Source organism: Betaproteobacteria bacterium (assembly GCA_016709965.1).
Classification (GTDB): Bacteria; Pseudomonadota; Gammaproteobacteria; order Burkholderiales; family Rhodocyclaceae; genus Azonexus; species Azonexus amarohabitans.
This window is the reverse complement of the sequence record JADJLT010000001.1, coordinates 265,175-289,996: the sequence shown is the minus strand read 5'-3', so window position 1 is coordinate 289,996 and position 24,822 is coordinate 265,175. Positions and strand designations below refer to the sequence as shown.

The 24,822-nt window shown below is 57.6% G+C and carries 26 protein-coding genes and 1 pseudogene; 17 read left to right on the top strand and 10 right to left on the bottom strand.

Annotated elements, in window-relative coordinates:
* Nucleotides 1–120: 120 nt before the first annotated feature.
* Genes IPJ12_01515 through IPJ12_01505 form a run of 3 tightly spaced genes read right to left on the bottom strand, consistent with a single transcriptional unit; the run spans nt 121 to nt 3,007 of the window.
* Nucleotides 121–1,551, bottom strand: coding sequence for an iron-sulfur cluster-binding protein (locus IPJ12_01515; GenBank protein ID MBK7645877.1), 1,431 nt, complete (start codon nt 1,549–1,551; stop codon nt 121–123).
* Nucleotides 1,548–2,216, bottom strand: coding sequence for a lactate utilization protein C (locus tag IPJ12_01510; protein ID MBK7645876.1), 669 nt, complete (start codon nt 2,214–2,216; stop codon nt 1,548–1,550). The genes IPJ12_01515 and IPJ12_01510 overlap by 4 nt, the downstream gene beginning before the upstream one ends.
* A complete protein-coding gene (locus IPJ12_01505) occupies nt 2,213–3,007 on the bottom strand; it encodes a (Fe-S)-binding protein (GenBank protein ID MBK7645875.1) in 795 nt (264 codons plus the stop codon). The genes IPJ12_01510 and IPJ12_01505 overlap by 4 nt, the downstream gene beginning before the upstream one ends.
* 172 nt (nt 3,008–3,179) lie before the next feature.
* Here IPJ12_01505 and IPJ12_01500 point away from each other — a divergent pair, with 172 nt between their 5' ends.
* The 5 genes from IPJ12_01500 to IPJ12_01480 all read left to right on the top strand — a co-directional run bounded on the left by IPJ12_01500 (nt 3,180) and on the right by IPJ12_01480 (nt 8,384).
* Entirely contained in the window at nt 3,180–3,956 is a 777-nt protein-coding gene (locus IPJ12_01500) for a GntR family transcriptional regulator (protein ID MBK7645874.1), read from the top strand.
* Between the two features lie 32 nt (nt 3,957–3,988).
* A complete protein-coding gene (gene ppsA, locus IPJ12_01495) occupies nt 3,989–6,364 on the top strand; it encodes a phosphoenolpyruvate synthase (GenBank protein MBK7645873.1) in 2,376 nt (791 codons plus the stop codon).
* A gap of 354 nt (nt 6,365–6,718) precedes the next feature.
* Complete coding sequence (locus IPJ12_01490) at nt 6,719–7,144, top strand: hypothetical protein (protein MBK7645872.1); 426 nt, start codon at nt 6,719–6,721, stop codon at nt 7,142–7,144.
* On the top strand, nt 7,111–7,689 hold the full coding sequence (locus IPJ12_01485) for a hypothetical protein (protein MBK7645871.1): 579 nt from the start codon (nt 7,111–7,113) through the stop codon (nt 7,687–7,689). Before IPJ12_01490 ends, IPJ12_01485 begins: the two co-directional genes overlap by 34 nt.
* Nucleotides 7,680–8,384, top strand: coding sequence for a hypothetical protein (locus IPJ12_01480; GenBank protein ID MBK7645870.1), 705 nt, complete (start codon nt 7,680–7,682; stop codon nt 8,382–8,384). The genes IPJ12_01485 and IPJ12_01480 overlap by 10 nt, the downstream gene beginning before the upstream one ends.
* Here IPJ12_01480 and IPJ12_01475 read toward each other — a convergent pair.
* Nucleotides 8,351–8,773, bottom strand: a complete 423-nt coding sequence (locus IPJ12_01475) for a hypothetical protein (protein ID MBK7645869.1) — start codon at nt 8,771–8,773, stop codon at nt 8,351–8,353. The two genes, IPJ12_01480 and IPJ12_01475, sit on opposite strands and share 34 nt — an antisense overlap.
* 366 nt (nt 8,774–9,139) lie before the next feature.
* Here IPJ12_01475 and IPJ12_01470 point away from each other — a divergent pair, with 366 nt between their 5' ends.
* Nucleotides 9,140–9,352 (top strand): hypothetical protein, encoded by a 213-nt coding sequence (locus IPJ12_01470; GenBank protein MBK7645868.1) that lies wholly within the window; start codon nt 9,140–9,142, stop codon nt 9,350–9,352.
* Nucleotides 9,345–9,974, top strand: coding sequence for a hypothetical protein (locus IPJ12_01465; protein ID MBK7645867.1), 630 nt, complete (start codon nt 9,345–9,347; stop codon nt 9,972–9,974). The genes IPJ12_01470 and IPJ12_01465 overlap by 8 nt, the downstream gene beginning before the upstream one ends.
* A gap of 263 nt (nt 9,975–10,237) precedes the next feature.
* Here the strand turns inward: IPJ12_01465 and IPJ12_01460 are convergent, their stop codons facing one another.
* Nucleotides 10,238–11,386 (bottom strand): hypothetical protein, encoded by a 1,149-nt coding sequence (locus tag IPJ12_01460; GenBank protein MBK7645866.1) that lies wholly within the window; start codon nt 11,384–11,386, stop codon nt 10,238–10,240.
* Between the two features lie 245 nt (nt 11,387–11,631).
* Nucleotides 11,632–12,042: a DUF4332 domain-containing protein gene (locus IPJ12_01455; protein ID MBK7645865.1), complete on the bottom strand. Its 411-nt coding sequence runs from the start codon at nt 12,040–12,042 to the stop codon at nt 11,632–11,634.
* Nucleotides 12,043–12,491: 449 nt separating this feature from the next.
* Between IPJ12_01455 and IPJ12_01450 the strand changes: the two genes are divergently transcribed.
* Genes IPJ12_01450 through IPJ12_01440 form a run of 3 tightly spaced genes read left to right on the top strand, consistent with a single transcriptional unit; the run spans nt 12,492 to nt 16,587 of the window.
* On the top strand, nt 12,492–15,431 hold the full coding sequence (locus IPJ12_01450; GenBank protein MBK7645864.1) for an EAL domain-containing protein: 2,940 nt from the start codon (nt 12,492–12,494) through the stop codon (nt 15,429–15,431).
* Nucleotides 15,428–15,748 (top strand): hypothetical protein, encoded by a 321-nt coding sequence (locus tag IPJ12_01445; GenBank protein MBK7645863.1) that lies wholly within the window; start codon nt 15,428–15,430, stop codon nt 15,746–15,748. Before IPJ12_01450 ends, IPJ12_01445 begins: the two co-directional genes overlap by 4 nt.
* Complete coding sequence (locus IPJ12_01440) at nt 15,745–16,587, top strand: HDOD domain-containing protein (GenBank protein MBK7645862.1); 843 nt, start codon at nt 15,745–15,747, stop codon at nt 16,585–16,587. The genes IPJ12_01445 and IPJ12_01440 overlap by 4 nt, the downstream gene beginning before the upstream one ends.
* Here IPJ12_01440 and IPJ12_01435 read toward each other — a convergent pair.
* Complete coding sequence (locus IPJ12_01435; GenBank protein MBK7645861.1) at nt 16,577–17,878, bottom strand: HAMP domain-containing protein; 1,302 nt, start codon at nt 17,876–17,878, stop codon at nt 16,577–16,579. The genes IPJ12_01440 and IPJ12_01435 overlap by 11 nt on opposite strands.
* A 4-nt stretch (nt 17,879–17,882) precedes the next feature.
* Nucleotides 17,883–18,608, bottom strand: coding sequence for a two-component system response regulator OmpR (gene ompR / locus IPJ12_01430; protein MBK7645860.1), 726 nt, complete (start codon nt 18,606–18,608; stop codon nt 17,883–17,885).
* Between the two features lie 123 nt (nt 18,609–18,731).
* Between ompR and IPJ12_01425 the strand changes: the two genes are divergently transcribed.
* From IPJ12_01425 to IPJ12_01395, 7 genes and pseudogenes are all read left to right on the top strand, one after another.
* Nucleotides 18,732–19,058 (top strand): hypothetical protein, encoded by a 327-nt coding sequence (locus IPJ12_01425; protein MBK7645859.1) that lies wholly within the window; start codon nt 18,732–18,734, stop codon nt 19,056–19,058.
* Between the two features lie 44 nt (nt 19,059–19,102).
* Complete coding sequence (gene tsaB / locus IPJ12_01420) at nt 19,103–19,792, top strand: tRNA (adenosine(37)-N6)-threonylcarbamoyltransferase complex dimerization subunit type 1 TsaB (GenBank protein MBK7645858.1); 690 nt, start codon at nt 19,103–19,105, stop codon at nt 19,790–19,792.
* Entirely contained in the window at nt 19,789–20,250 is a 462-nt protein-coding gene (gene rimI, locus IPJ12_01415; protein ID MBK7645857.1) for a ribosomal protein S18-alanine N-acetyltransferase, read from the top strand. The genes tsaB and rimI overlap by 4 nt, the downstream gene beginning before the upstream one ends.
* On the top strand, nt 20,247–21,032 hold the full coding sequence (locus IPJ12_01410) for a uracil-DNA glycosylase (GenBank protein MBK7645856.1): 786 nt from the start codon (nt 20,247–20,249) through the stop codon (nt 21,030–21,032). Before rimI ends, IPJ12_01410 begins: the two co-directional genes overlap by 4 nt.
* A gap of 315 nt (nt 21,033–21,347) precedes the next feature.
* Nucleotides 21,348–21,530: a hypothetical protein gene (locus IPJ12_01405; GenBank protein ID MBK7645855.1), complete on the top strand. Its 183-nt coding sequence runs from the start codon at nt 21,348–21,350 to the stop codon at nt 21,528–21,530.
* Between the two features lie 145 nt (nt 21,531–21,675).
* Nucleotides 21,676–22,126, top strand: a pseudogene (locus tag IPJ12_01400) (hypothetical protein).
* Between the two features lie 55 nt (nt 22,127–22,181).
* Entirely contained in the window at nt 22,182–22,421 is a 240-nt protein-coding gene (locus tag IPJ12_01395) for a hypothetical protein (protein MBK7645854.1), read from the top strand.
* 161 nt (nt 22,422–22,582) lie between these two features.
* Here IPJ12_01395 and IPJ12_01390 read toward each other — a convergent pair whose 3' ends face one another.
* Nucleotides 22,583–24,025: a dihydrolipoyl dehydrogenase gene (locus IPJ12_01390; GenBank protein MBK7645853.1), complete on the bottom strand. Its 1,443-nt coding sequence runs from the start codon at nt 24,023–24,025 to the stop codon at nt 22,583–22,585.
* Nucleotides 24,022–24,762, bottom strand: a complete 741-nt coding sequence (locus tag IPJ12_01385; GenBank protein ID MBK7645852.1) for a glutathione peroxidase — start codon at nt 24,760–24,762, stop codon at nt 24,022–24,024. Before IPJ12_01385 ends, IPJ12_01390 begins: the two co-directional genes overlap by 4 nt.
* Nucleotides 24,763–24,822: the final 60 nt, after the last annotated feature.

Sequence of the window (24,822 nt, the reverse complement as noted above, 5' to 3'; positions counted from 1 at the left end):
TTGCTGATGCTTAATAAACACTGGGTTTCGCCCTTGCGGGGCGCACTTTCTTTTGCTTCGCCAAAAGAAAGTACGCCCGCCAGCAAGGCGGAACCCCATGCTCGTTCAACGGGAACGCCATTACCCGCGTTCCTTCAAAATATCCCGCAACCTTTTCGGCGCCGGCTTCAACGGCACCCGAACAGACGTCCAAGCCCCTTGATTCGAAGGCATCAGCCATGAAAACCGACTCCCCAGCCAAGTCACCACGCCATACAGCGCCGGAGAGCGATAGACCGCCGCCCATCCCTGCCAAACGAAAGTCATCAGGCGGCTATATCCCGCCCCCTGACCAACCATGGCCGGGTTCGCATGAGGCGCCGAAAACGACTCTTCCCGCAAGCGCATCAACAGTTCAGGAATCGGAATCTTCACTGGGCAAACCTCGCCACAAGCCCCGCACAGCGACGAGGCGGTAGCCATATTCTTGGTCGCCTCCAGCCCGAGCATATGCGGCGAGATGATCTTGCCGATCGGGCCGGGATAGGTCGTGCCGTAGGCGTGCCCACCAATCCGCGTATATACCGGGCAGTGGTTCATGCAGGCGCCACAACGGATGCATTGCAGGGTCTTGCGCAGTTGTTCGTCGGCATAGGCCTGGCTGCGGCCGTTGTCGAGTAGAACGAGGTGGACTTCTCCCGGTCCATCCTTCTCGCCCGGCTGGCGCGGGTTGGAGATCATGTTGAAGTAGGTCGAGATGTTCTGGCCGGTGGCTGAGCGGGTCAGCAAAGAGAGCAGTGGCGGGATGTGCTCGAGCTTTTCGACAATTTTCTCGATGCCGGTGACGGCGATATGGACCGGCGGTGCCGTAGTGCACATGCGTCCGTTGCCTTCGTTTTCTACCAGACAGAGCGTGCCGGTTTCGGCCACGGCGAAATTGACCCCGGAGAGGCCGATGTCGGCCTCGCGGAATTTTTCACGCAGCACTTTGCGGCCGATCTGGATCAAGGCATCGACGTTGTCGGTGTAATCAACGCCGGGTACGTTTTCGTGGAAGAGTTTGGCGATTTCTTCCTTGGTCTTGTGGATGGCCGGCATGATGATGTGCGACGGCTTTTCGCCGGCCAACTGGACGATGTACTCGCCCATGTCCGATTCCAGAGCGCCAATGCCGGCCGCTTCCGCCGCATGGTTCAGCTCGATTTCCTCGCTGACCATCGACTTGCCCTTGATCATCAGCTTCGCCGAGTGCTGTTGGCAGATGCCGAGGATGATGGCGTTGGCTTCGTCCGGCGTTTCCGCCCAATGCACTTGAATACCGTTGCGTTTCAAGTTTTCTTCCAGAAGCACCAGCAATTCGGGCAGCTTGCCGAGGTTGTACTGGCGGATGTGCTCACCCAGCGTGCGCAGGCTTTCCAGTTCTTCAGTGTCGGGAAACTGGCTGATGCGCTTGTTGATCAGGAAATCCATCGCGCCGCGGAAACTCTGGCGCAGGAAGGGGTTTTCGACCACATCCTTGGCCCGAGAACGGAAGCCTTCGGAGGGCATGAAAGTCATTGCATGTTCGCTCATGCTTCGTCTCCCATCAGCAATACAACGAGTTCTTTCGGTCCGTGCGCGCCGTAGGCGAGGGTGACCTGAATGTCGGCCGTTTTTGACGGCCCGGAAATCAGCAGGGCGTTGGTCGGCAGGCAGTCTTTCCAGCCTTCGGTCTGTATGGCTTCATAGAAGGTGTTGTAGATATTTCCAGCATCGAGCAGGACGATATGCACCGGTGGCACCAGCGACATCAGGCGCGGTTCGTCGGCATCCGGCCACAGAATCAGCGTGCCGGTTTCGGCGACCGCAGCGCGGGCGGTGGTCAGGCTGGCCGGTGTGTGGTGGAACATTTCATCCTTCCACGCTTCGATCGCACGGTCGTAGCTCTTGCAGGCAATGCCGCTTTCCGGTAGCTGGTTCATCGCGCGCTGGCCGTGTTCGGTGTTGGGTGACACCAGCAGTTGGGCAAGCCCCTTGGCGCTCAACACTTCCCACAGTTTTTGCACCCAGTTGGCCGACGAGACGGCATAAACCTCGGCGTGGGCCAGTTCGATCATGTTGCGGAAACGAGTGGCTTTATCGGCTGCGCTTTCCACCAGGCGATGGCCAGAATACCACCCGGCAACATCGGGTTCGGGGCGGTTTTCAGCAGGTGCCGTGGCTTTCAGCTTGGCTAGAATGCGATCGCGGGCGCTCATTTTTGTGCTCCTTTGTCGGTACGACGCAGCAGGAAACTGGCAATGTGTTCGCCCGGCAGGCTGGGTTTGGAGAGGCCTGCCTGTTGGTCCTTCCAGGCGGCGTGGCCAAGGATGTTCATCAGGCAGCCGCAGTCGGCGCTGACGACGCGTTCAGCACCCGTGGCCTTCAGTGACTTCACCTTGTCTTCGACCATGGCGCCGGAAATCTCGGGTTGTTTGATCGAGAAGGTGCCGCCAAAACCGCAGCATTCCGATTCGTGATCTTGCTGGGCAATGGTGACATTGGCCAGATCGCCCAGCAGCTTACGGCCCGTCAGGTGCACGCCCATTTCGCGTCGGGCGGAACAGGAGGTGTGCAGCACGACGGTGCAGTCGCCGCCAAGGTCTGCCGGTTTGAAGTCCAGCACATGGACCAGAAAATCAGTCAATTCATAAATGCGCGAAGACAGTGCTTCAGCCTGTGCCTTGCGGACCGGGTCGGCAGCAAACAACGTCGGGTAATGATGCTTCATCATCCCGGCACAGGAACCGGACGGGACGACCACCGGCCAGTCATTCGGAAACAGCGTTAGCTGGTGCGCTGCAACCTTGCGCGCCTCATCCGGAAAACCGCTGGTGTAGGCCGGTTGGCCGCAGCAGGTTTGCTCTTCAGGGAAGTGCACGCGGATGCCCTGACGTTCGAGCAGGGTAATGGCATCCATGCCGGCGCCGGGAAAGAACTGATCAACCACGCAGGTGGCGAAGAAGTAAACGTCGGTGGGTCGTTGCATTACAGATTCCGGTCGGTTCATGTTGTCTCCGGTGTGAATTATTTAACGGTCAAATGGTAAGACCAATATTCGAACAATTGAAAATTTACGTGAATACCGTTACTTAGTCAATCAACCAAGGGTTTATCCTATACTTGCGCTTTACCGGAACGCTGTTTAGAATGTAGTGGTCTTACCAATCAAGCCGAGTCAGATGCCCCTCAATAAAGTGCAGGTCCCGCGTATTTCCGATGCTGTTGCTGCCTCTCTGGAGCGCCGTATTCTGGAAGGCTCGCTGAAGTCGGGTGATCGACTGCCGCCGGAACGCGAGTTGGCGACCGACTTTGGCGTCTCTCGCCCGTCGCTGCGCGAAGCGATCCAGAAGTTGGCCCTCAAAGGCATGGTGCAAAGCCGTCAGGGTGGGGGTACCTATGTGACCAACGCGCTTGAGGCCACGTTTTTTGATCCCTGGCAGGACATGATGGGCAGCCATCCCAACCTGCGCGAGGACATGCTTGAATTCCGCCGCATGATCGAAGGCCAGGCCGCTGAATGGGCCGCCGAGCGGGCGACCGAAGCCGATCTGACCAGGCTCGGTCAGTGCTTCGCGACGCTGAATGCATCGTTCTCGCACGAGAATATGGACCAGCGCTCGGATGCCGACATTGCCTTTCATCAGGCGGTAGGCGAGGCCGCCCATAACGCACTGCTCGGCCATCTGTCGTCTGCGCTGCTGCGCCTGATGCACGACAACATTCGCCTGAATCTTGGCGAGTTGAAATCTGTGCCGGCCGCTGGCGCCTTGCTCAAGAACCAGCATGCCGCCATCTACGACGCGATTGTCGGCCGCAAGCCGCAAGCCGCCCGTGCTGCCGCCGAAACACATATCGATTTTGTCCGCGAAACCCTGGCCCAAACCCTGCGCAGCGTCGCCCGTCGCGAGACTGCCGCCCGTCGTCTCAGTCCCGATTTTTCCGAATCCACTTCCTGATTTTCAATTTGACCTCTAAGCAAGGAATCCTCATGGAACCGCTCGTCCTACCTTTCGAAAAACTCCGCATGAACGACGTCGACAAAGTCGGCGGCAAGAACTCTTCGCTCGGTGAAATGATCAGCCAGCTGGCCGATACCGGCGTTCGCGTGCCGGGTGGCTTTGCCACCACGGCGCAGGCTTACCGCGATTTCCTGGCCCAGTCCGGCCTCGACAACAAGATCAATGCCGTCCTCGACGCGCTGGATGTTGATGACGTCAACGCCCTGGTCAAGGCCGGTGCCGAGATCCGTCAGTGGATCATGGAAACCCCGTTCCCGATGGAACTGACTATCGCTATCACCGAGCAGTATCAGCGCCTGGTGGCCGATTCCACTACCGACATGTCCTTCGCCGTACGCTCTTCCGCCACGGCCGAAGACTTGCCGGATGCCTCTTTTGCCGGTCAGCAGGAAACCTTCCTGAACATCGTCGGCCTTGAAAACATCCTGCACGCCATCAAGGAAGTCTTTGCTTCGTTGTACAACGACCGCGCCATTTCCTACCGTGTGCACAAGGGCTTCGTGCACGCTGACGTCGCCCTGTCCGCCGGTATCCAGCGCATGGTGCGTTCCGACAAGGGCGCGGCCGGCGTGATGTTCACGCTAGATACCGAATCTGGCTTCCGTGATGCCGTGTTTGTTACGTCCAGCTATGGCTTGGGCGAAACCGTCGTTCAGGGCGCCGTTAATCCCGACGAGTTCTACGTTCACAAGCCCATGCTCGAAGCCGGCAAGCACGCTGTCGTGCGTCGCAACCTTGGCTCCAAGATGATCAAGATGACTTTCTCGGCCGAAAAGGTTGCCGGCAAGTCCGTGGTCACTGAAGAAGTTGAAGAATCCCTGCGTCACCAGTTTTCGCTGAACGACGCCGAAGTCATGGAGCTGGCCCGTTACGCCCAGATCATCGAAAAGCACTACGGTCGTCCGATGGACATCGAATGGGGCAAAGACGGTATCGACGGCAAGCTGTACATCCTGCAGGCCCGTCCGGAAACCGTGCAGTCGCAGGCTGGTGCCGGCAAGGTTGAAAAGTTCAAGCTGAAGTCCTTCTCCAAGGTGCTCGCCTCCGGTCGCGCCATTGGCCAGAAGATTGGTGTCGGCCCGGTCCGCATCGTCAAGGATCCGAAAGAAATGGATCAGGTCAGGCCGGGTGACGTGCTCGTTGCCGACATGACCGACCCGAACTGGGAACCGGTCATGAAGCGCGCTTCCGCCATCGTCACCAACCGTGGCGGCCGTACTTGCCACGCCGCCATCATCGCTCGCGAACTCGGTATTCCGGCCATCGTCGGTTGCGGTGACGCGACCGAAACGCTGACCGAAGGCGATATCGTCACCGCCTCCTGTACCGAAGGCGACACTGGCCACGTCTATCGCGGCAAGCTGGATTTCGAAATTTCCTCGCGCGACATTTCGGCCATGCCGGACGTCCCGGTCAAGGTCATGATGAACGTTGGCAATCCGGAACTGGCCTTCGAATTCGCTCAGTTGCCGAATGCCGGTGTCGGTCTGGCTCGCGTCGAGTTCATCATCAACAACGTCATCGGCATCCACCCGAAGGCCATTCTCGACGTCGAGCGCCTGCCGGCTTCGAAGCGCGAGGAAATCAAGCGTCGCGCTCGTGGCTACGCTTCGCCGAAGGAATTCTTCGTTGAGAAGCTGGTTGAAGGTGTGTCCACCATCGCCGCCGCCTTCTGGCCAAACCCGGTCATCGTTCGCCTCTCCGACTTCAAGTCCAACGAGTACCGCAAGCTGCTTGGCGGCGAACTGTACGAGCCGGAAGAAGAAAACCCGATGCTCGGCTTCCGCGGCGCCTCGCGTTACATCGCGCAATCATTCCGCGACTGTTTCGAGATGGAATGCCGCGCCATGAAGAAGGTCCGCGAAGAAATGGGCCTGACCAACGTCCAGCTGATGGTGCCGTTTGTTCGCACCGTGGGCGAGGGCAAGGCCGTCGTCGATCTGCTGGCCGAACACGGTCTGGTCCGCGGCGAGAACGAACTGAAGTTGATCATGATGTGCGAAATCCCGTCCAACGCCCTGTTGGCCGAGCAATTCCTCGAGCACTTCGACGGCTTCTCGATCGGTTCCAACGACCTGACCCAGCTCACGCTCGGCCTCGACCGTGACTCCGGCCTCGTCGCCAACCTCTTCGACGAACGCGACCCGGCCGTCAAGATGCTGCTCTCCATGGCGATCTCGGCTGCCAACAAGATGGGCAAATACATCGGCATCTGCGGCCAGGGCCCATCCGACCACCCCGATTTGGCCGAATGGCTGATGGATCAGGGCATCAGCAGCATCTCGCTGAACCCGGATACGGTGGTCGACACCTGGACGCAACTGGCCAGCCACAAGAAGGCCTGATTTCTGCCTTGGCCGTACTTGCTACGGTCAACCGGAAAAAATAGCCAAAATTGAAAAGGCCGGGAGAGATCCCAAGCCGGTAACTGTATTTGTTGAAAACTGAGAGTGAGCGCCCTACAATTCCGTTGTGGGCTCACTCTCGGGATTAAGCATGGAACACAAACCGCAAGCCGTTGAAGAACAACAAGAACATGACCATCCGTTCGACGAGCCATATGATCCGTCCTGCATAGCAGAGGCTGCTCCGAAGCAGCCGAAGCGAAAAATACTCCCCGTGTCCCTGTCGCATACGCCGACGTCAACGTCAATTTCTGCAAGAACCCGTCCTGCCCCAATTTCGGCATCCCCGTCGAGATGGAATCCAAGCGCGGCCGCGGGGCGAATAACCGCTATACCGTCGTCGCCAGCGGCAAAGGGCCCCCTGACGCCCGCTGCAACACCTGCAATGAGCAATTCCCCTTGAAGAGCAATCAAGGCATCTTCGAGGAAGCGTGGCGCCTGACCAAGGAGACCTTTCCCGAGCCGTCGTGTCCTGAGGTCGATTGCGAGAACCATCGCCGAGGCATCTCCACGGAGGGCGCCTACTACGCCTTCGGAACGACCAAGAGCGGCTCAAAACGCTACCGCTGCCGCGCGGAAGGCTGCGGCAAGACCTTCTCCGTCAAGCCCGACGATTTCGACCCGACAGCGCGGCGCAAGCTCGACAAGGATCCGACCTCGCCATTTTCAAGCAGCTGGTCAACAAGATGCCGCTGCGTCGAATCCGCGAGGTTGAGATGATTTCGGGCAAGGTTCTATACGACCGAATCGACTTCATCTATCGGCAGGCTCTCGCATTCCTCGCTCATTACGAGGGAAGGCTTCCCGAGATGAGCATCCGCCGCCTCGCGGTCGGCGTCGACAGGCAGGAATACGCCTGCAACTGGAAGAAGCGGGAAACCAAGGCGAATGTCATTCTGCATGCCGTGGCCGCCACCGACAACTTCACCGGCTACTGCTTCGGCATGCACACGAACTTCGACCACGAGATCGATCCCGATTGGGTTGAGACGGTCGCCAAGCGGACAGGAGACGGAGCGCTGCCGGCCCCGCACCGCAAGTTCGCTCGGCTCTGGCTGCGGCAGGATTTCGCTCGGGCGGCAGCTGAATCGGTCAGGAAGAAAAGCGGCTGGACGCTGACGGACGACATCAGCTGCCAATACCAATACGCCGAGAAAAAGCCAATGTCGAATCCTCGGAGTTCATCGACAACGACAAGGACCTGCCGAAGTCAGGGGTGCTCGTCCATTCCGAATACACGCTCTATGGGGCTTTCATGCGTTTAGAGCGGCTGTTCGCGAAGGCTGAGAAGGTTCGCTTCTATCTCGACCAGGACTCTGGAATGAGGGCGGCTTGCCTCGCTGCATTCGAGAGGCGCATCAAGGACCGCGAGGTCGACGCCTTCTATGTTCGCATTGAAAAAGAGCTGACCGTCGACGCTAAGCGGAGGCTCATCGCCGCCAGCAAGAAGCTGTTCAAGGAATACGCGGAGCGCCACCCTGAAATGGACGATGATGAGGTTAAAACCCTGATGCTCATGGATCAGATCAGGGCGGCGCGGGAAATCGGAAAATGGAAGGACCGTTGGGTTGCCCATCCCCTGCCCACGATGAGCGAACCTGACAAGGCGAGCTGCATGCTGACTGACCTAGGCGACTACGAGCTCGAACATCTGGCCAAGCTTCACCGCCGCGTCTCCCTGCATCAGACCGACAGCTTCTTCAACCGCATCCGTCGCCACTGCACAATGCTGGAACGCCCCGTCATCTCGGCCAGCGTCGGCCGCAGTTATTACGCCTACTCGGCCTACCGTCCTGAACATATTCAGAAGCTGCTGACCATCCTTCGGGCTTGCCACAATTTCGTCTGGACGCCGCCCGACCTGAAAAAGAGCGAGAAGAAGACGACGCCCGCCATGCGGCTGCAACTGGCGGACAGGGTGATGACCTATGAGGATATTCTGAATTTCAGGGCGGGCTGATTCATCCCTTGCCGACCTTCTCTTGGCAAGGGATGCAGGATGTCCCCGCCAAATCTTGCCTTGTTGAACCAGCAGAATCGGGCGACATTCTGAGCGACCGTTTCCCCGCAAGAGCAGGAGGCAAGTTTCTGCTTTTGCTTGCTGTCCCTCTTAGGTTCAGGCTCTGTTGATGGAGCGGGCAAGGGCTCTTTCTTCGGCGTAGGCTGCGCCGCCTTGATTCCGCCGTCGGGCTTTTGGGGTGCCGCCGTCTTAACCGCCTCCGCTTGCAGCCCGAACTTCGCTGCCCAGTCGAACTTCGCTGGCTTGTGGTGGCTGGCAATCTCCTTGGCCAAAGCTTCCGCCTCGCCCTTCGAGCACGCATGGATATTTACGATCTCCCGTTCGATCAATTTTTTGGTCGCCGCGTCAGCCTTTGGGTGATTCAGCAGAGCTTTCAGATCCTCAATATCTTTCGATTTGTCATCTGAATTTTTTATTATTCATCGATTGGCACCTTATAAGTGAACAAATAATGGTGCCTAAAATGCATTAAATCAAGCTGAAATAAAATTATTAATTTCAATAGGTTAGATTATTGATGCACGAGCATTCCGTTTGTCGCACAACCTGGAAATGTTCAAAATTAAAATTTAAGATTATTAGACGAGCGGCCTTTGTATGTGTTGACGCCGCGATATACATATATCGATCACCAGACCGGTGGCGCTATATATAAATCATCTGTTTGAGATAATAAGAGCAAAAAGGAGATGAAGATGAAAGAAATATTTGAGATCGACACAGACATACTTCGTGATCTGGTTAACAAGGGTTACGCTGTGGATGTGCGAGACGCACTTGAGAAATCCATATTTTTATTCGAATACCTTGAGCGATACAGGCAAACCGACGGCACAATTATCGTTAATGATCGCCAACATGAAAACAAGCATATACCAATAAGAGCATTTGAGAAAATAAATGCCTAATAAGGATGATGGCATTCCGGAAAATGGTGGGGGTCTCGATAGCCTCGAGCAGTCGATATCCCCATTTCCAACTAGAAAATCGATTGTTTCCGAAGCAAAAGCCAATATGCTGAATGCTGCGGCTGATGGGATGAGAGCAGATAGCGGTCTCAGGCTTGAGATTGCTAAAGAGGTGAAGCTGATTTTCTCTCGCCTAAACCTATGGGTTATTTTCCTTATAACATTGTTGTCGCTTTTTGATGTGATTCTAATTTTCAAGGAATATGAGAGCGCGGAAGCAAGGGTAATTACGGAAAAAGTGATTATCGCACTTATAGCAGGAACGGTTGCGCAGGCAGGCGTCGCTATTATTGCAATTGTCAGATACTTATTTCCGCAAACGAATGGTCAACGCCTTTTGAGAGAAAACAGTGGAAGTGATAATCGGGACGGCACCTATGGCAGTCTGAACAACTACGGTGCCATAATGTTCGTTGGGGTGTTGATCATTGGAATTCTTATTGGCGCTATCTTGATAAAAGATCGCGATTTTTATTCAATGATCAAGCCGACAGAGACAGGTTTAAAACATGGAAGCGGGACAGCTGATTCAAGACCGCAAAAATTGGCGAATGCGAAATAAATGTAAGCCAAAACACGATTGTTGATTACGAGCAGAAACCGTCTTCTGGATTGGCATCAAAGAAACCGCCACAGAAAACCAATAAATCGGCTTGCTTGAAAACCGATAAAAACGACGACATACGCTTAAATGTTGATTCTCGATGATTTACATATATCTTGACGAGATCAATGTTTATAGTGCTTAGCTGGCACAAGCTATCTGGAAATCTCATGGCAAATCTACCTCAGTTGCGCGGGTTGCATTTCCCTTGTAATCAAGTGTCAATCTCCAAGATTGGCGGATAGGTCAGAGCCGAACTGAAGCCCGACCACATTGCAGGCCATCTCGATGATGCGTCCAATGGTCGCGCGGCTATGGTTCGTGCTAACCCACCAGCCAGCGTTCAGCTTCGTCGAATGCTCTCGGCACAAATCGGGACGCCCTGGATAGAGCTCTTCGGCGGTGCGGGATAGGTAACGGCGGGTTCGACCGTGCTTGGGCAGGGCGGCGAAGCGTTCAGGGAAGGAGCTATCCTTCTCTGCCAAGGCCTCGAACACCTTGATCATCACATCGCAGGCGTTGCGCCCCGAATGATGACGTCCATCCAGAGTGAAGCCGATGGATGCGGGGAAGGCGGCGCCTTGCCGCAGCTGCGGAGACGCCGCAGGAATATGGACAGGAGCGAGAGCTGGTTGGACAGCGATAGGCGATACCGCTTGGCGAGCGGGAGCGAGACGCGGCGGGATGGTATCGAGAGCGACGGCGCCCTTGGTCTTGGCTTTGAGGAACAGCGCGACGCTATCGGGATCGGGCTTGAAGCCGCAAAGGTTCTCCACCTTGTCGGCGATGATCTCCAAAAGCATCTCATCCTCCTCCTCGACCAGCCGCTCCCAAGCGACAGGCAGGGTTGAACGGATTTGGCGCTCCTTGGAGACATTCCGATAATCTTCGCGGGCGGCGCCGATTGCCGCTCCAGAAGCGATGGCGTCATGGCGCAAATAACGTTCGAGGCGGGCGGTGCATTCCTCTACGGCCCGCTCGACGATGTCCAGCTTATACACCCGCCGCTCGCCATAGTCGCCCTGCTCGGCAGGAAGGAAGAAATTCCACTCCTGCCCGTCAGTCAGTATCGCCATCGGCACGCCAGCATGAAATGCATATTCGAATAGCTGTCGCTCTGCCCCGTCGCTCTGGCCTATCTGCTTGACCTCGATGAAGGCGATGGGCTTGCCCGCTGGATGGCACAGGGCGAAATCGACGCGGCGGCCTGCCAGCGAATACTCGGGACACACGACGCGGGTATCGTAGGTCGGCCAGCCGAGAGAGTGGAGAATCCGCATCACGATGCCCTGCGATACGGAAGCCTCGTTGGAAAAGCGGCCTGCCTTGATTCCAACCCTAATGTCTTCGATGTCCTGCCCCAACGCCATGTTGCATCTCCCTCTATCGATGCGGTAGTTTAAGCGCGAACCCTAAAACAGTCGATTGGCATCGAAAGATATGATGCGATGGCGGGACGAGAGCGGACGGCAGTGTCGCCAAAAAGCGAAGGGAACCGCTTGGGTTCCCTTCGGTGGCTAAAATGTTGATTTTTCTAGGTTAGCGAGAATTTAAACACTATTGGTTACCGGCTTGGAGAGATCCCGGCCTTTTCGCTTTTTGTGCCAACGTCGAATCAATATTCCAGCATGCGCGGCAGTTCCTTGGCCTGATCGATCCATTTGGTGACGTCAGCTTCGGGGGGCACGCGGCGGGTCAGCTTCTTCTGCTCGTTGACCTCGGCCAGCGCGGCCGCCAGGTTGGTGGCGTTGCGCCGTGCCAGGGCGGGGACGGTGTCCACGCCGGCGGCTTCGAGAAGTTCGGCATACTCGGAGCCAATGCCGTTGATCCGGTAAAGATCGACCATGTTGGCGAACTTCAGAATTTGTGTGTCTGTCAGCCCGGCTTTTGCGGCCAGGTCCTTGCGTTGCTTGGGCGTGCAGCAGTTGGCGAGCAGGGTGTCCGTGTCCTTGATGCCGGCGTTGCGCAGTTTTTCGCCGATTGCAGGTCCGATTCCTTCAACGTCCTCAATTTTCTTGTTGGCCATATCTCCACTCCGGTTGATGTTTGATGGAACTGAAAGTCTAGACCACAGAGCGGCGTGAAAAGTAATGATTTGTAGCAAAATACTGCTCTATCCATGACGAATGCCACCATTTAATGTCAGTTTTCGGAGAAATTGATTGGATAACTCGCTTTGAAGGCCAGTTTCTGCCTTGGCCGTGTTTGCTGCACCTCAAGAGGCTTTCTTCGTGCCACGGTCAACCGGGAAAAACAGCCAAAACGAGAAATCATGGCGCTGTGTCCTTTCATGAAAGATAGATTCGTGGCACCGGGTATGCCATTTGTCTGTGGCGGTTTTCGAGAATTTGTCCCCGCGTCCAGTTTCTTCCTAAAGTTTTTGCGCCAGATGTCGGTAATAACAGTTAAGGCAATGAACCGAATAATTTAGATGCTTTCGGCGGGGCATACCGCTGGGCCAACTGGGAGACTTTTTTGGATCAAGATGTCCGTTCCGATAGCACGGCAATCCTGCGCGTATTGCTGCTGGAAGCTGTCGACCGCGACGGACAGCGTCTTCTGGATGCGCTTCAGGGGGGCGGGCATAGCCTCTATTCCCGGCAGATATCGCAGCGTGTAGCGCTTGAAGACGCACTCGGCGACGAGACATGGGATGTGGTTCTGCTGAGCTGCACTTTGCCCGGGTTTTCACCGGAAGATGCCGTCGACCTGCTGCAGGAAATCGCGCCGCACATCCCGGTGATTTTGACCGTCGACCGGGGGTCGATGGATTTTCCTTTTGGATTGCTTGAAAACGGCGCCTGTGATTTTGTCTTCAAGAGCAATCCGAGTCGCCTGCTTGCCGTTATTGAGCGCGAATGCACACGAATCCAGCTCTCTTATGAAGAGCACCAGGCGCTGGTCAGTACCGAAAGTGTTGATCGAATCGACGAGGGTGTGGCCCGCTTTTTCCAATTGGCCAGCAATATTCCCGAATGTTACTGGCTGGTTGATGTCGAGTCCTGGCGCGTCACGTATATCAGCAAGGGTTACGAACAGATTTGGGGGCGCTACGTCGAGGCGCTCTATGCTGACAGCAAGGACTGGCTGAAATATGTGCTTGAGGACGACCGCGCCAGGGTCGTTGCGACCATGCATGCACGGCGAATGGGCGGGCTTGACATCAAATTCCGCGTCCAGCGTCCGGGGGAAGGCTTGCGCTGGTTGCACGCCCGGAATTTCCCGGTGCGCAACGAGGAAGGCGCAATTGTCAGCATCGGTGGTGTGGCCAGCGATATCACGAGTCTGCTGGCCGATAAATGGAAGGTTCCGTATTTTGCGCATTTCGATGCCTTGACGGCGCTGCCCAATCAGCTGATGTTCTACGATCAGGTGCAGCGTCTGCTGTCATTGTCGAATCGGAACAATCTGCCATTGAGCCTGATGCTCATCAACATCGACCGCTTCCGTGAATTGAACCAGACGCTCGGCCATACCTCGGGCGACGAGTTGCTGCGCCAGGTGGCCGGCCGCCTCTCCGGATCGCTGCGCGACTCCGATCTATTGGGACGGCTGGGTGGCGATCTCTTCGGCGTGCTGTTGCCGGATGTCGCAGACAATCAGCAGGCGAGCATTGTCGCGCGTCGCATCATCGATACTTTGATCATGCCGGTACGGGTTGATGGGCAGGATGTCTTCGCCACCGCCAGTCTGGGCATCGTCTTTTTTCCGCAGGACGGTGGCGACGTTCATGAGCTGGTGTCCAATGCGGAAATTGCAGTGCGCCATGCCCGCGATCAGGGGCGGAACTGCTACCATTTTTATTCAGCAGGCATGCACGACGAAATTCGCAGTCGACTCTTGCTGGAGACCGAGTTGCGCAATGCCATGCTGCGTAACGAATTCATTCTTCACTATCAGCCCAAGGCCAGCTGTGCCAACGGACGGATTACCGGTACTGAGGCCTTGATTCGCTGGCAGCATCCGCGGCGGGGCATCGTGCCACCCGACCAGTTCATTCCCCTGCTCGAAGAAACAGGGCTGATCGTCCAAGTCGGGCGCTGGGTGATGGAGGAGGCCTGCCGGCAGGCGGTCGAATGGCAGGCCGCCGGGCTCGATATTCCCAGCATTTCAGTCAATCTTTCGGCCCGCCAGTTGCAGTCCGATACACTGGTCGCCGATGTCGCAGCAACCCTCCAAAATAGCGGCCTGACGCCGGCTTGCCTCGATCTTGAAATTACCGAGAGCATGCTGATGCATAACGCCGATGCGGCGATTCGCACCTTGACGGCGCTCAAGCAGATGGGGGTCACCATCTCACTCGATGATTTCGGCACTGGGTATTCCAGTCTGGCGTACCTGAAGCGGTTCCCGCTGGATGCCGTCAAGGTTGATCGCTCCTTCGTCCAGGATATTGCGGCTGATTCGGACGATGCGTCGATTACCCGGGCCGTTATCACCATGGCGCACCACCTCAAACTCAAGGTTGTCGCCGAAGGGGTCGAGACGCCTGAACAACTGGCCCTGCTGATTTCTCACCAGTGCGACGTCATTCAGGGGTATTTCTTCTCGCGCCCCCTCGCGGCGTCGGGAATGAGCGATTTGTTGAGCAACGACAAACGTCTGCCTATGACGCTGTTGCGCTCCGGCACCCGCAAGCCCATGGCATTGTTTGTCGCCGTTGACGGATTTGAGGGCGTCATTTCCAAGCTTGTCCGTGAAGGGCACCGGGTCTGTTCTGCGCCTGACCTGCAAGGGGCCCTGCAATGGTTTTCCGGGAACCTGGTGGATGTGCTGGTCTGCGGTGCGCCACGCAAGGATTTCGATGCTGTCGCGCTGATTGCTCAGGCGGCGCAGTCGCAACCGCAGTGCGAGCGTATCCTGCTCGCCGACAAAAAGCAGTGGACTCGCAAACCGGTCGCAGCCTTGAGCAGTTCCGGTGCGGTTCATCGCGTCATTCATTTGCCTATTGATGCAGGGGCATTGCAGTTGATTGTCGAAGAAGCGCTTTCCCGGCGATATATTTCGGATGAGTACAGCCGCTTGTCGCATGAAGTCGAGATAGCGGAGCGAGAGCTCGTCCGGGTTGAAGAAGAACGTATACGTCTGGCGAAAGAGAACAAGATTTTGCTGGCTCAGGAGCGACAAGGATATTTGCTCCTGCAGCAGGTCCTGACCGAGATGCCGTGGCCGGTGTTTGGCATAGATGATGACGGTCTGATCGCATTGGCCAATGATGTGGCCTTGCAGAAATTTTCGGCCCGTGGCGCGGTTCCGGGGGCCTCCCTGGAGGCCGTTTTGCCTGAAGCAACGGTTTGTGACAATAAACTCCCGGTTACCCTTGATGATGCGACTTACATCTGTCGTTGGCGGCAGATTGCACTCGATGGTTCGGCCAATGGGCGCCTGCTGTTATTGGAGGAAGTCGGGAAATGATCGTCCACGATACCGTCGCCATCAAGGACGCCCAGCCCGGCATGCGGCTGGCCATGGCCGTGATGGATGATAGCGGGCGCGTGCTTTTGCCTGCAGCAGCGCTATTGACAGACAGCATCCTGCAAAGCCTGCAACGGCGGAATGTGCTCCAGTTGGTCATCGAACGAGAAGAGATGCTCGATCCTGTTGTTTTGGCGGCCCGCCAGGCAGAAATCGAACAACAACTGGCCCGGTTGTTCCGCAAGGCCGGCGAGGGTGAGGCCACACAGGCGCTCCATAAAGCCATTCTTGAGTTTCAGCTGGAACGCTGCGCATGAATTTTCTGCCAAAGGACGCAATCGTTGCCCGGCTGAAGTGTCTACCTGCGCTGCCAAGCATTGTTTGCGACCTGCTTGCTTCATTCAATCAGGATGATATGGATGTTGGGCAGCTTTCGCGGCAAATCGCCAAGGATCAGGCGCTGACGGCGTGCCTGCTGCGTATTGCGAACTCATCGTTCTATGGCTTGCAGTGCCGCGTCGCGACGATCAACGATGCGGTCGTTCTGGTCGGATTTCGGGCTGTACGCAGCATGGTGCTGGCGGTCAGCGTGAACAGTGTCTTTCGCGCCGATCAGTGTCCGGGGTTTGATCCGAATGGATATATCCGCCACAGTATCGGCACCGGTCTTGGCGCTCGGGCGCTGGCCGTGCTGTCTGAACGCAATCCGGAATTGGCCTTCACGGCCGGCGTTCTGCACGATATCGGCGAGTTGGCCTTGGCCAGTTGCTTTGCCGAACAGTACACCAGGGCGCTTGCCTATCGTGAGCATCATGATTGTTCGCTGGTGGTGGCCGAGCGTGACGTACTTGGCATTGACCATTCAGCCGTTGGCGGCTTGCTGGCCGAACTGTGGCACTTTCCATCATCGCTGCACTCAGCTGTCATCGACCATCACTCCCCCTCCGGCGCTACCGCCGACTCGCTGGCCGATATCATCCATATTTCGGATGCCATCGCTCACGGACTGGGATTGGCCCGAAGCGCAGGTGAAATGGTGTTGCCCGTCGATCAGACAGCCTGGCAACGCCTTCGCTTGAATGGCGAGAAAGTTTCCGCCGTGCTGCAGCAAGTTGTCGCCAGCATGGATGAAGCCTGTGTAGCGTTCAGCGGCTGACTGGCAGCGTTAGGCGGGCGATCAGGCCGCCGCCCGCATTCGCCAACAGATCGAGCTGACCGTCGTGCAGGCGGGCGATGCGCTCGACAATGGCCAGCCCAAGGCCAGTACCGGTTGCATTGGTTCGCGCCGACTCCAGTCTGGTGAATGGGCGCTTGAGTCGCTCGACATCTGCCTCAGGCACGCCCGGCCCGTGATCTTTGATTTCTATCGATATTTTCCCGTTGACCGTAGCAGCCGCCAATGTGATGTCGCCACCGCCATATTTCACGGCGTTGTCGACCAGATTGGTCACCGCGCGGCTGATTGCCTTGGGTCGGAGCATTGTCTCCGGCATCTGTTCGATGGCAGCGATCAGCGGATGGCCGACACAAGCCTGGCGCTCGACGATGCCCGCGAGGAGGTGCGACAAGTCAGTCAGCGTCGGTGTTTCACCGGATTCGGTTCGGGCGTAGTCCATGAACTGGGAGATCACGGCCTCCATCTGCTCGATATCGGCTACCACGCCCTGGCGTGCACCGTCATCGGCGATGCTCATTTCGGCTTCCAGCCGCAGGCGGGTCAGCGGTGTTCGCAGGTCGTGCGAGATGCCGGCCAGGACTTCGGAACGGTCCTTTTCATGACGCTGTAGGTCGGCCGCCATGGTGTTGAAGGCGATAGCCAGACGACTCAATTCTTCGGCGCCATCTTCGGGTAAGGGATGGGGGATCTGGCCTCGACCGACGGTTTCAGCCGAAATCGCCATGGCCTTGAGCGGCCGACTGATGCGCGAAGCAATCATCCAGGCGACCGCCAGCGCCAGCGCAAAGGCCAATGCGCCCCAGGCCAGCCAGTGGGTGGCAATGCTGCGCTTTGCCCGCTCACGGGGCAGAACCAGCCAGTATTCTTCATCGTCGCCTTCATCCAGACGGAAGCTGACCCAGAAACCGGGAATATCATCAACGCTGGCGGCAATGCGGGTGTGCTCGCCCAACCGGGCTTCGAGTTCGCTTTGCAGCAATCGAATGAAACGCCCGTCCGGCATGGGCTCGATCTTGTCTTCCGGCTCTGCGGGCAGCAGACGCATACCTTCGCGGGTGGAAAATTCGGCGAACAGGCCAAGACGTTTTTCCGGTGCTGCGGCAAACAGCGAGGCGCGAATCAGGTTGACCGCCGAGGCTGCCAACTGCGCGCTTTCCCGCGCACGTGGTTCGGCGTCAATGTAACGGAACAGGCTCAGCCAGGCCGCTGTGGTCAGCAGCACCAGCAAGGCGAGCAACAGGAAAGTGCGCGCCAGTAGCGTGCGCGGCATCGGATTAATCTCGCGCGGCGCCGTCCGGCACGAAGACGTAGCCGAAGCCCCAGACTGTTTGCAGATAGCGCGGTTGCGCCGGATCGGCTTCGATCAGCTTGCGTAGCCGGGAAACCTGAACGTCAATGGCGCGGTCGAATGGCCCTTGCTCGCGACCGCGGGCCAGCGTCATCAGCTTGTCGCGGGAGAGGGGCTGGCGTGGGTGCTGGAGCATGACCTTCAGCACGGCAAACTCCCCTGTGGTCAGCGACTGGAGTTCAGTGCCCCGGGTCAGGGTACGGGCGGCGAGATCGACTTCGATATTGCCGAAACGTATTGTTTCCTGATCATCTTCCGGGGCGCCGGGCGGCTTGTTGCCCTGGCGCCGGAGCACGGCGTGAATGCGGGCGAGCAGCTCACGCGGGTTGAACGGTTTCGGCAGGTAATCATCGGCGCCCATTTCGAGGCCGACGATGCGGTCAATTTCATCGCCCTTGGCGGTCAGCATGATGATCGGCGTCAGGTCGCCCTGGCCGCGCAGGCGGCGGCAGATGGTCAGGCCATCTTCGCCCGGCATCATCAGGTCGAGCACGATCAGGTGATAGTGTTCGCGGGCGCGCAGCTTGTCCATTTGCTGGCCATCGGCGGCTGCCTTGACCTCGAAACCCTGTTCACCCAGATAGCGGGTCAGCAGGTCACGCAGACGGGCATCGTCATCGACGACAAGGATGTGTGAGTGTTGTTCGTTCATGCTGGCAAGGATATAGGCGGACAGGGGGTTGGATGCCGCAAATGGTAACAAGGATTGTCGGCAGGCGGCCGGGAAACATATTCTTACATTTCCTGATACTTGCACAGCGCCAGTCGATGGACAATGATTGCACCTGAACTCAAGTCCAAGCTTGCCATCATGAAACGTCGCATTGCCCTTTCCGTATTGTTGCTGAGCCTGCTTGGCTCAGCCGGGGGCGTGTGGGCGCAGCAGGGCTACTGGCGCGATTTGCCGCCGGATGAGCGGCGACAGATACGCCAGGAAATGCGTGAGCACTGGCAGCAGGAGCGTGAAATCCGCCAGCAGGAAGGCTCGCCACGCTGGCGGGATGTGCCACCGGATGAACGGCGCGAATTGCGCCAGCAAATCCGCGAGCAGCGCGGCTGGCCCGAGCAACGCGAAAGGCGTGGCGGACGCAACTGGCGCTGAGATTGAACCCCGGCCGGGAGCGTGCTCCGGTAAAATGCCGGCCCATGCAGATACTTGCTCTGGAAACATCTACCGAACTAGGCTCCTGTGCGCTTTGGCGTGATGGGGAGGTGCTTGAGCGCACCTGTCCGACGGGACGTTCGCACTCTGAAACCCTGTTGCCGCTGGTGCGTGAATTGCTGGCCGAAGCCGGATTGAAGGTCAGCCAACTGGATGCGATTGCCTTTGGCGTCGGTCCCGGCGCCTTCACCGGCTTGCGCGTGGCTTGCGGTGGCGCGCAGGGGTTGGCGGTGGCTGCCGGTCTACCGCTGATACCGGTGACCAGTCTTGAAACCATCGCTTCTCTGGCAGGTGCCGAGCGCGTTCTTGCGCTGCTGGATGCGCGGATGGGCGAGATCTATGCCGGCAGCTATCGCTTGATCGATGGCGTTTATGTGCTGCAGGGCGATATTCGCGTCGCGTCGCCGGATGCCGTGGTCTTGCCGGGTGAGCCGGATTGGCTGGCCTGCGGCAATGCGATGACCGCTTATCCGGTGCTGGCTGCGCGCTTGAATGCTGTCGGTATTGCCGTACAGGCCGGCGTTTTACCGACGGCTGCTGCCTTAGTACGGTTGGCAGCGCCGCGAGCGATGCGGGGCGAAGGCATCGATGCTGCGCTGGCGGCGCCTCTGTACATCCGTGACAAGGTGGCGAAGACCGTTGCCGAGCGGCTCAGCGAGGGTGGGCGAGCATGAGTGGCCTGACGATCGCCGCCGAATTCTTCCCGATGAACGAGCACGATCTTGATGCCGTGGCGGCGCTCGAAGCGACTTTGCAGGTGTTCCCTTGGTCACGCATCAATTTTGCGGATTCGCTGACCGCCGGTTATAGCGTCTGGGTGCTTAGGATGGGTGGCGATCTGATCGGGTTTTCGGTGGTCATGTCGGTCATTGATGAGGCTCACCTGCTGACCATCGGCATCTGCAAGCGTTACCAAGGTCAGGGCTACGGCGCGCGGATGCTGCGCCATGCCATGGAGTGCGCCCGACTGGGCGGCGCTAGCCGGTTGTTTCTTGAAGTCCGGCCGTCCAACGAGCGGGCAGTCGAGCTATACCGTCACTTCGGATTTCGCCAGATCGGACTTCGCAAAGGCTATTATCCGGCGGTGGTCGGGCGCGAGGATGCGCTGATTTTTGACAAGGAACTGGCATGACCCTGAGTCGCGAGCAGATGCTGATTGAAATGGGCATTTCGCCAATCTGGGTATTACGCGAACCGGGGCAAACCGTAGTGACAGCCGCTTCCGAGGAGGCGCCGGAACGTTCAATCTCCAGCGCCGACCCAGACGTGCCGCAAATGCCTGCAGCGCAACCGATTGCCGAGGCGCCGCGAGTGCCGGTATCACCGACTGCGATCAGCGGAATGGATTGGCCGACATTGAGCAAGCAGGTCGCCGAATGTCGTCTCTGCCCGCTTTGCCAGCAACGCAAGCAGGCCGTGCTTGGCGTGGGGGATTTGAATCCGGACTGGCTGTTTATTGGCGAAGGGCCGGGTGCCGACGAGGATGTCCAGGGCGAGCCGTTTGTGGGCCAGGCCGGCAAGTTGCTCGACAACATGCTGGCATCACTCGACATCGCCCGCGGCAACCGGGTCTACATTGCCAATGCGGTGAAGTGCCGGCCACCCGGCAATCGGACACCGGAGTCTGCCGAAATGGCAGCTTGCTGGTCTTATCTCGAACGACAGATAGCGCTGCTTAAACCCAAAATCATTGTGCTGCTCGGCAAGGCGGCAGTTCATGCCGTCCTGCATGACGACAAGACACTGGGCGCCATGCGCGGCCAGCGTTTCGAATACGCCGGGATTCCGGTGGTGGTCACCTATCACCCGGCCTATTTGCTGCGCAATCTGCCGGACAAGGCCAAGGCCTGGGAAGATCTGCTCTTCGCCCGGCGCCTGCTCGGCGAGCAGACAACCCCTGAATTGCCGTTCTGACCGGCCGGGTGGCAGGCTGAAACTGATTTTGAATATTTCGATTTTGGCGGATTTTTCCGGTTGACCGCGGGAAAAGGTGTCATGAGGCGGAACATTGTGCCGCCTATTGAAATGATGAATCGTCCCGCGCGAATCCCTCGGATTTGAATTAAGACGCTGCATCCGATAAGGTAAATCATTGAGGTAATCCCTCCGAAAGTCCGGCAGTAACCGCTGCGTAGCTTTCAGGGCAAGATGGTTGTAGGCAACTTTGCGCAGGCTACCAACAATGCCCAGAAAACTCAGTTTGCCCATGTCTATTGATTGATGTTTGTCTTGAACCATGGACTGTCCGGCCAGTTGGCTGATCAGGCGATCAATATCAAGCTGTCTGCAGTCGCCGCTTCCATCATTCTGCACGGGATTTCGGTAACGCCTTTGATGTCGCTGTATCTCAGGCCGCAGGCCCGCAAGCTTAGCCGTTCCCGTTCAGAGAATCGACGCCATGAAATCCGCTGAACACTCAACTGCAGCATCGGCCAGTAGGCATGATATAGCGCCTTGTCTGGTTCGCCGTCATTGGGTAATCCAGACATATCCAATCGCTCAGTTGCGGGGCTAGGCTGTCGTCCGTAACCTGCGGATCCCCAACAGGAGAACAACCATGAACGAATATTGCCATCACGTATCCGGCTTTTTTGCCAACCGCGCCGAGGCAGAAGGCGCACTTTCCAGCCTCGTCGCGCGCGGACTGCCGCGTGCCGAGTTACAGATTTTCGACGCAGAATCGGGTCCGGCCATTGTCGAACTCAAAGGCGAGAACAATGAAGTGCTGACCAACGTGCTGGTCGACGGCGCGATCGGTACGGCAGTGGGCACCGCTGGTCATGCTGGGCTGGGGTGCCAGCCTGGGCGCCTTTGTCGGTGCTACGGCCGGGGCCAGCAATGGTGTTGATCACAAGGACGGCTGGCTTTCTGACTTGGTCCGGGACGCCATTGCCAGTGATCAAGTTGTTCTGCTAGTGCAGGCTAAAACGGAGCATGAAACGGCAGTGGCACGGGAGATCATCAAGGCAACAGTCGGTGAATTAAAGGATACTGTTAGTACGGTGTGAACTTGGATAGGCCTCATCTGCCGGCACGTCCTTGCCATCCCGCTTCGCCAACGGCATGTTCGTCGGCCAGCACGGCTCTCGGAACCGCCAGCCGCATAGCGGCTACAAAGTGACCTTCGTTTTGTTCGCAAACGGGATGCCAGATGGCAATCTGCCGGTTGATGTGTTGACCGGATTTCGCGACGAGCAAGGCCGCGCCCATGGACGGCCGGTCGGCGTGGGGCTCGACAAGCGCAGTGCCCTGCTGGTCGCTAACGACGTTGGAAATATGATTTGGCGGGTGACTGCAGAGTAATCAACAAGCGATGTGTTTAGGATGTCAGAAGGTCCAGCAACGCGCATCCCGTCAAAACGATACCCGAAGCGCACCTTCCAATCCCTGCAGAATGCTCGTCGGTGGCAGTGGGTAACACCTGACCAAAACTGGATCAAGCACCAGACGGACAACAACACCATTCAGCAACCCGGCCCACAATCCATGCCTTGATCGACGACTGCCGGACCGGCATGCAATTGATGCTTCACGTCGCGCAATGCGGTACGCAATCCTTCTTCGATGACTGGGTGATAGAAGGGCATTTCCAGCATTTCATCCACCGTCATGCGTTTTTGCACTGCCCATGCCAGCAGATGGCCGATGTGCTCGGCACCAGGGCCGAACATTTCGGCGCCTAGTAACAAGCCGCTGCTGACTTCGGCATAGACTTTCAGCATCCCCTTGTTGCGCAGCATGACCCGGCTGCGTCCTTGGTCTTCGAAGGAGGCGTAGCCTACCGCGAAGCGTCCCTGGAAGTGCTGACTCAAGGTTTTCAAGGAGGCGCCGGCCGAAGCGACTTGTGGGTCGCAGAAGACAATAGCCAGCGGCGTACGGCGCAGCCCCGGTTGGACATTGGGATAGCGCCCGGCATTGTCGCCGGCAATGCGCCCTTGGTCAGCGGCTTCATGCAGCAGGGGAATCTCATTGCTGGCATCGCCGGCAATAAAGATCGTGCTGTCGCCACATTGCAGCGTGTAGCGGTCAAATAGTGGCACGCCACGTTTATCCAGTTGCAGTCCGGTATTTGCCAGGCCAAGTCCGGCAAGGTCCGGCGCCCGACCGGTCGCCGCCAGCACATAGTCGAACTCCTTTGTGATCCGAGTGTCGTCCTTTTGCCGGTAATGGACTACGACCCCGCCTTCGGCTTCGCTGACAGAATCAACGTTCGCCTCCGCATTGAGATAAAACTCAAGATTCAAAATTTTGTTCGCGTAGTCGCGCATCTCAGGGTCGTGAATCCCCGCAATGCCGCCGCCGACGCCGAACATCATGACTTCGACGCCGAGGCGGCTCATTGCCTGTCCCAATTCAATGCCGAGCGGCCCGGTCCCGAAAACTGCCAGGCTTTTCGGCAGGGTCGGCAATTCAAAAATGTTCTCGCTGGTCAGCAGGTGGGCATCCAGTTCTTGCAGCAATGGCGGCAAGACAGGTTTGCTGCCCGCGGCGATGACAATGCGCCGGGCGTGAATCAACTGGCCCTTGGGCGTCACTAGAGTATTGGCATCCTGAAAACAGACGTTTGCCGTCCACCGGACACCGCCCGGCATGGCATCGACGGTGGCCAGAACGAATCCTACAAAGCGATCACGTTCGCGCTGCACCCGCGCCATCACTGCCGGGCCGTCGACCACCAGCTCCCTGGCATATATCCCAAATCGATCAGCATGGCGCGCCTGGTGCGCAACTTCGGCTGCTGCAATCAACAGTTTGCTCGGCATGCAGCCGACACGGGCGCAAGTCGTTCCGTAGTTGCCGCCTTCGATGAGCAAGATCGAATCGGTATGGGCTCTGGCGCTCAGGTAGGCGCCCATGCCGGCTGTCCCGGAGCCGATAATGGCGACATCGACATTGATCGGCGTCATTTGGACTTCGCCAGCCAGGCAGCCAGTTCGTCAGCCCCGCCGATGTGCTGGCCGTCGATGAAGACCTGTGGCGTCGTTCCCTTGCCGCTGACTGCTTGCAGTGTGCTGTAGCTGATGCCGTTGCTACCCATTTCTATTTCCTCGAAGCGATCGCCCCTTTTGTTCAGCATCTCTCGGGCGCGGGCGCAATGCGGGCATCCGGGTTTGCTGATGAAGGTGATTCGGGGGGGCGGCACTGCTTTGGGATTGATGTAGTCGAGCATGGTGTCGGCATCGGAAACCTTGAAAGGATCACCTGGCACTTCTGCTTCGATGAACATCTTTTCGATCAGTCCATTCTTCACCAGCATCGAATAGCGCCAGCTCCGCTTGCCCAGGCCGATATCCGACTTGTCGACCAGCATGCCCATGCCGGTACTGAATTCGCCATTGCCATCGGGCAGGAAATAGATGCTTTCCGCTTTTTGGGTTTCCTTCCAGCTTTCCATCACGAAAGGATCATTGACTGCCAGACAGATCACACTGTCGACGCCATTTGCCTTTAGCGTTTCGGCCAGCTCGTTGTAGCGAGGCAGGTGCATGCTGGAACAGGTAGGCGTGAAGGCGCCAGGCAGCGCAAAAAGCACCACTGTCTTGTCTTTGAACAAGGCATCGGTACTGACTTTCTCCCATTCGCCATTGACTCGAATCGGAAAAGTGACTGCCGGAATGTGCTGACCTTCTTGTGACTTGGGCATGGCTATGGTTCTCCAGTGTTGGCATGTGCGTTCGCGAAGCCTGAAAAATACGCCGCTGTC

What these genes read in the sequence shown, in the direction of transcription:
- IPJ12_01515 (MBK7645877.1), bottom strand. Translation starts at nt 1,551, where the DNA reads ATGAGCGAACATGCAATGACTTTCATGCCCTCCGAAGGCTTCCGTTCT.
- IPJ12_01510 (MBK7645876.1), bottom strand. Translation starts at nt 2,216, where the DNA reads ATGAGCGCCCGCGATCGCATTCTAGCCAAGCTGAAAGCCACGGCACCT.
- IPJ12_01505 (MBK7645875.1), bottom strand. Translation starts at nt 3,007, where the DNA reads ATGAACCGACCGGAATCTGTAATGCAACGACCCACCGACGTTTACTTC.
- IPJ12_01500 (MBK7645874.1), top strand. Translation starts at nt 3,180, where the DNA reads ATGCCCCTCAATAAAGTGCAGGTCCCGCGTATTTCCGATGCTGTTGCT.
- ppsA (MBK7645873.1), top strand. Translation starts at nt 3,989, where the DNA reads ATGGAACCGCTCGTCCTACCTTTCGAAAAACTCCGCATGAACGACGTC.
- IPJ12_01490 (MBK7645872.1), top strand. Translation starts at nt 6,719, where the DNA reads ATGGAATCCAAGCGCGGCCGCGGGGCGAATAACCGCTATACCGTCGTC.
- IPJ12_01485 (MBK7645871.1), top strand. Translation starts at nt 7,111, where the DNA reads ATGCCGCTGCGTCGAATCCGCGAGGTTGAGATGATTTCGGGCAAGGTT.
- IPJ12_01480 (MBK7645870.1), top strand. Translation starts at nt 7,680, where the DNA reads ATGCGTTTAGAGCGGCTGTTCGCGAAGGCTGAGAAGGTTCGCTTCTAT.
- IPJ12_01470 (MBK7645868.1), top strand. Translation starts at nt 9,140, where the DNA reads ATGAAAGAAATATTTGAGATCGACACAGACATACTTCGTGATCTGGTT.
- IPJ12_01465 (MBK7645867.1), top strand. Translation starts at nt 9,345, where the DNA reads ATGCCTAATAAGGATGATGGCATTCCGGAAAATGGTGGGGGTCTCGAT.
- IPJ12_01460 (MBK7645866.1), bottom strand. Translation starts at nt 11,386, where the DNA reads ATGGCGTTGGGGCAGGACATCGAAGACATTAGGGTTGGAATCAAGGCA.
- IPJ12_01455 (MBK7645865.1), bottom strand. Translation starts at nt 12,042, where the DNA reads ATGGCCAACAAGAAAATTGAGGACGTTGAAGGAATCGGACCTGCAATC.
- IPJ12_01445 (MBK7645863.1), top strand. Translation starts at nt 15,428, where the DNA reads ATGATCGTCCACGATACCGTCGCCATCAAGGACGCCCAGCCCGGCATG.
- IPJ12_01440 (MBK7645862.1), top strand. Translation starts at nt 15,745, where the DNA reads ATGAATTTTCTGCCAAAGGACGCAATCGTTGCCCGGCTGAAGTGTCTA.
- IPJ12_01435 (MBK7645861.1), bottom strand. Translation starts at nt 17,878, where the DNA reads ATGCCGCGCACGCTACTGGCGCGCACTTTCCTGTTGCTCGCCTTGCTG.
- ompR (MBK7645860.1), bottom strand. Translation starts at nt 18,608, where the DNA reads ATGAACGAACAACACTCACACATCCTTGTCGTCGATGACGATGCCCGT.
- IPJ12_01425 (MBK7645859.1), top strand. Translation starts at nt 18,732, where the DNA reads ATGATTGCACCTGAACTCAAGTCCAAGCTTGCCATCATGAAACGTCGC.
- tsaB (MBK7645858.1), top strand. Translation starts at nt 19,103, where the DNA reads ATGCAGATACTTGCTCTGGAAACATCTACCGAACTAGGCTCCTGTGCG.
- rimI (MBK7645857.1), top strand. Translation starts at nt 19,789, where the DNA reads ATGAGTGGCCTGACGATCGCCGCCGAATTCTTCCCGATGAACGAGCAC.
- IPJ12_01410 (MBK7645856.1), top strand. Translation starts at nt 20,247, where the DNA reads ATGACCCTGAGTCGCGAGCAGATGCTGATTGAAATGGGCATTTCGCCA.
- IPJ12_01395 (MBK7645854.1), top strand. Translation starts at nt 22,182, where the DNA reads ATGTTCGTCGGCCAGCACGGCTCTCGGAACCGCCAGCCGCATAGCGGC.
- IPJ12_01390 (MBK7645853.1), bottom strand. Translation starts at nt 24,025, where the DNA reads ATGACGCCGATCAATGTCGATGTCGCCATTATCGGCTCCGGGACAGCC.
- IPJ12_01385 (MBK7645852.1), bottom strand. Translation starts at nt 24,762, where the DNA reads ATGCCCAAGTCACAAGAAGGTCAGCACATTCCGGCAGTCACTTTTCCG.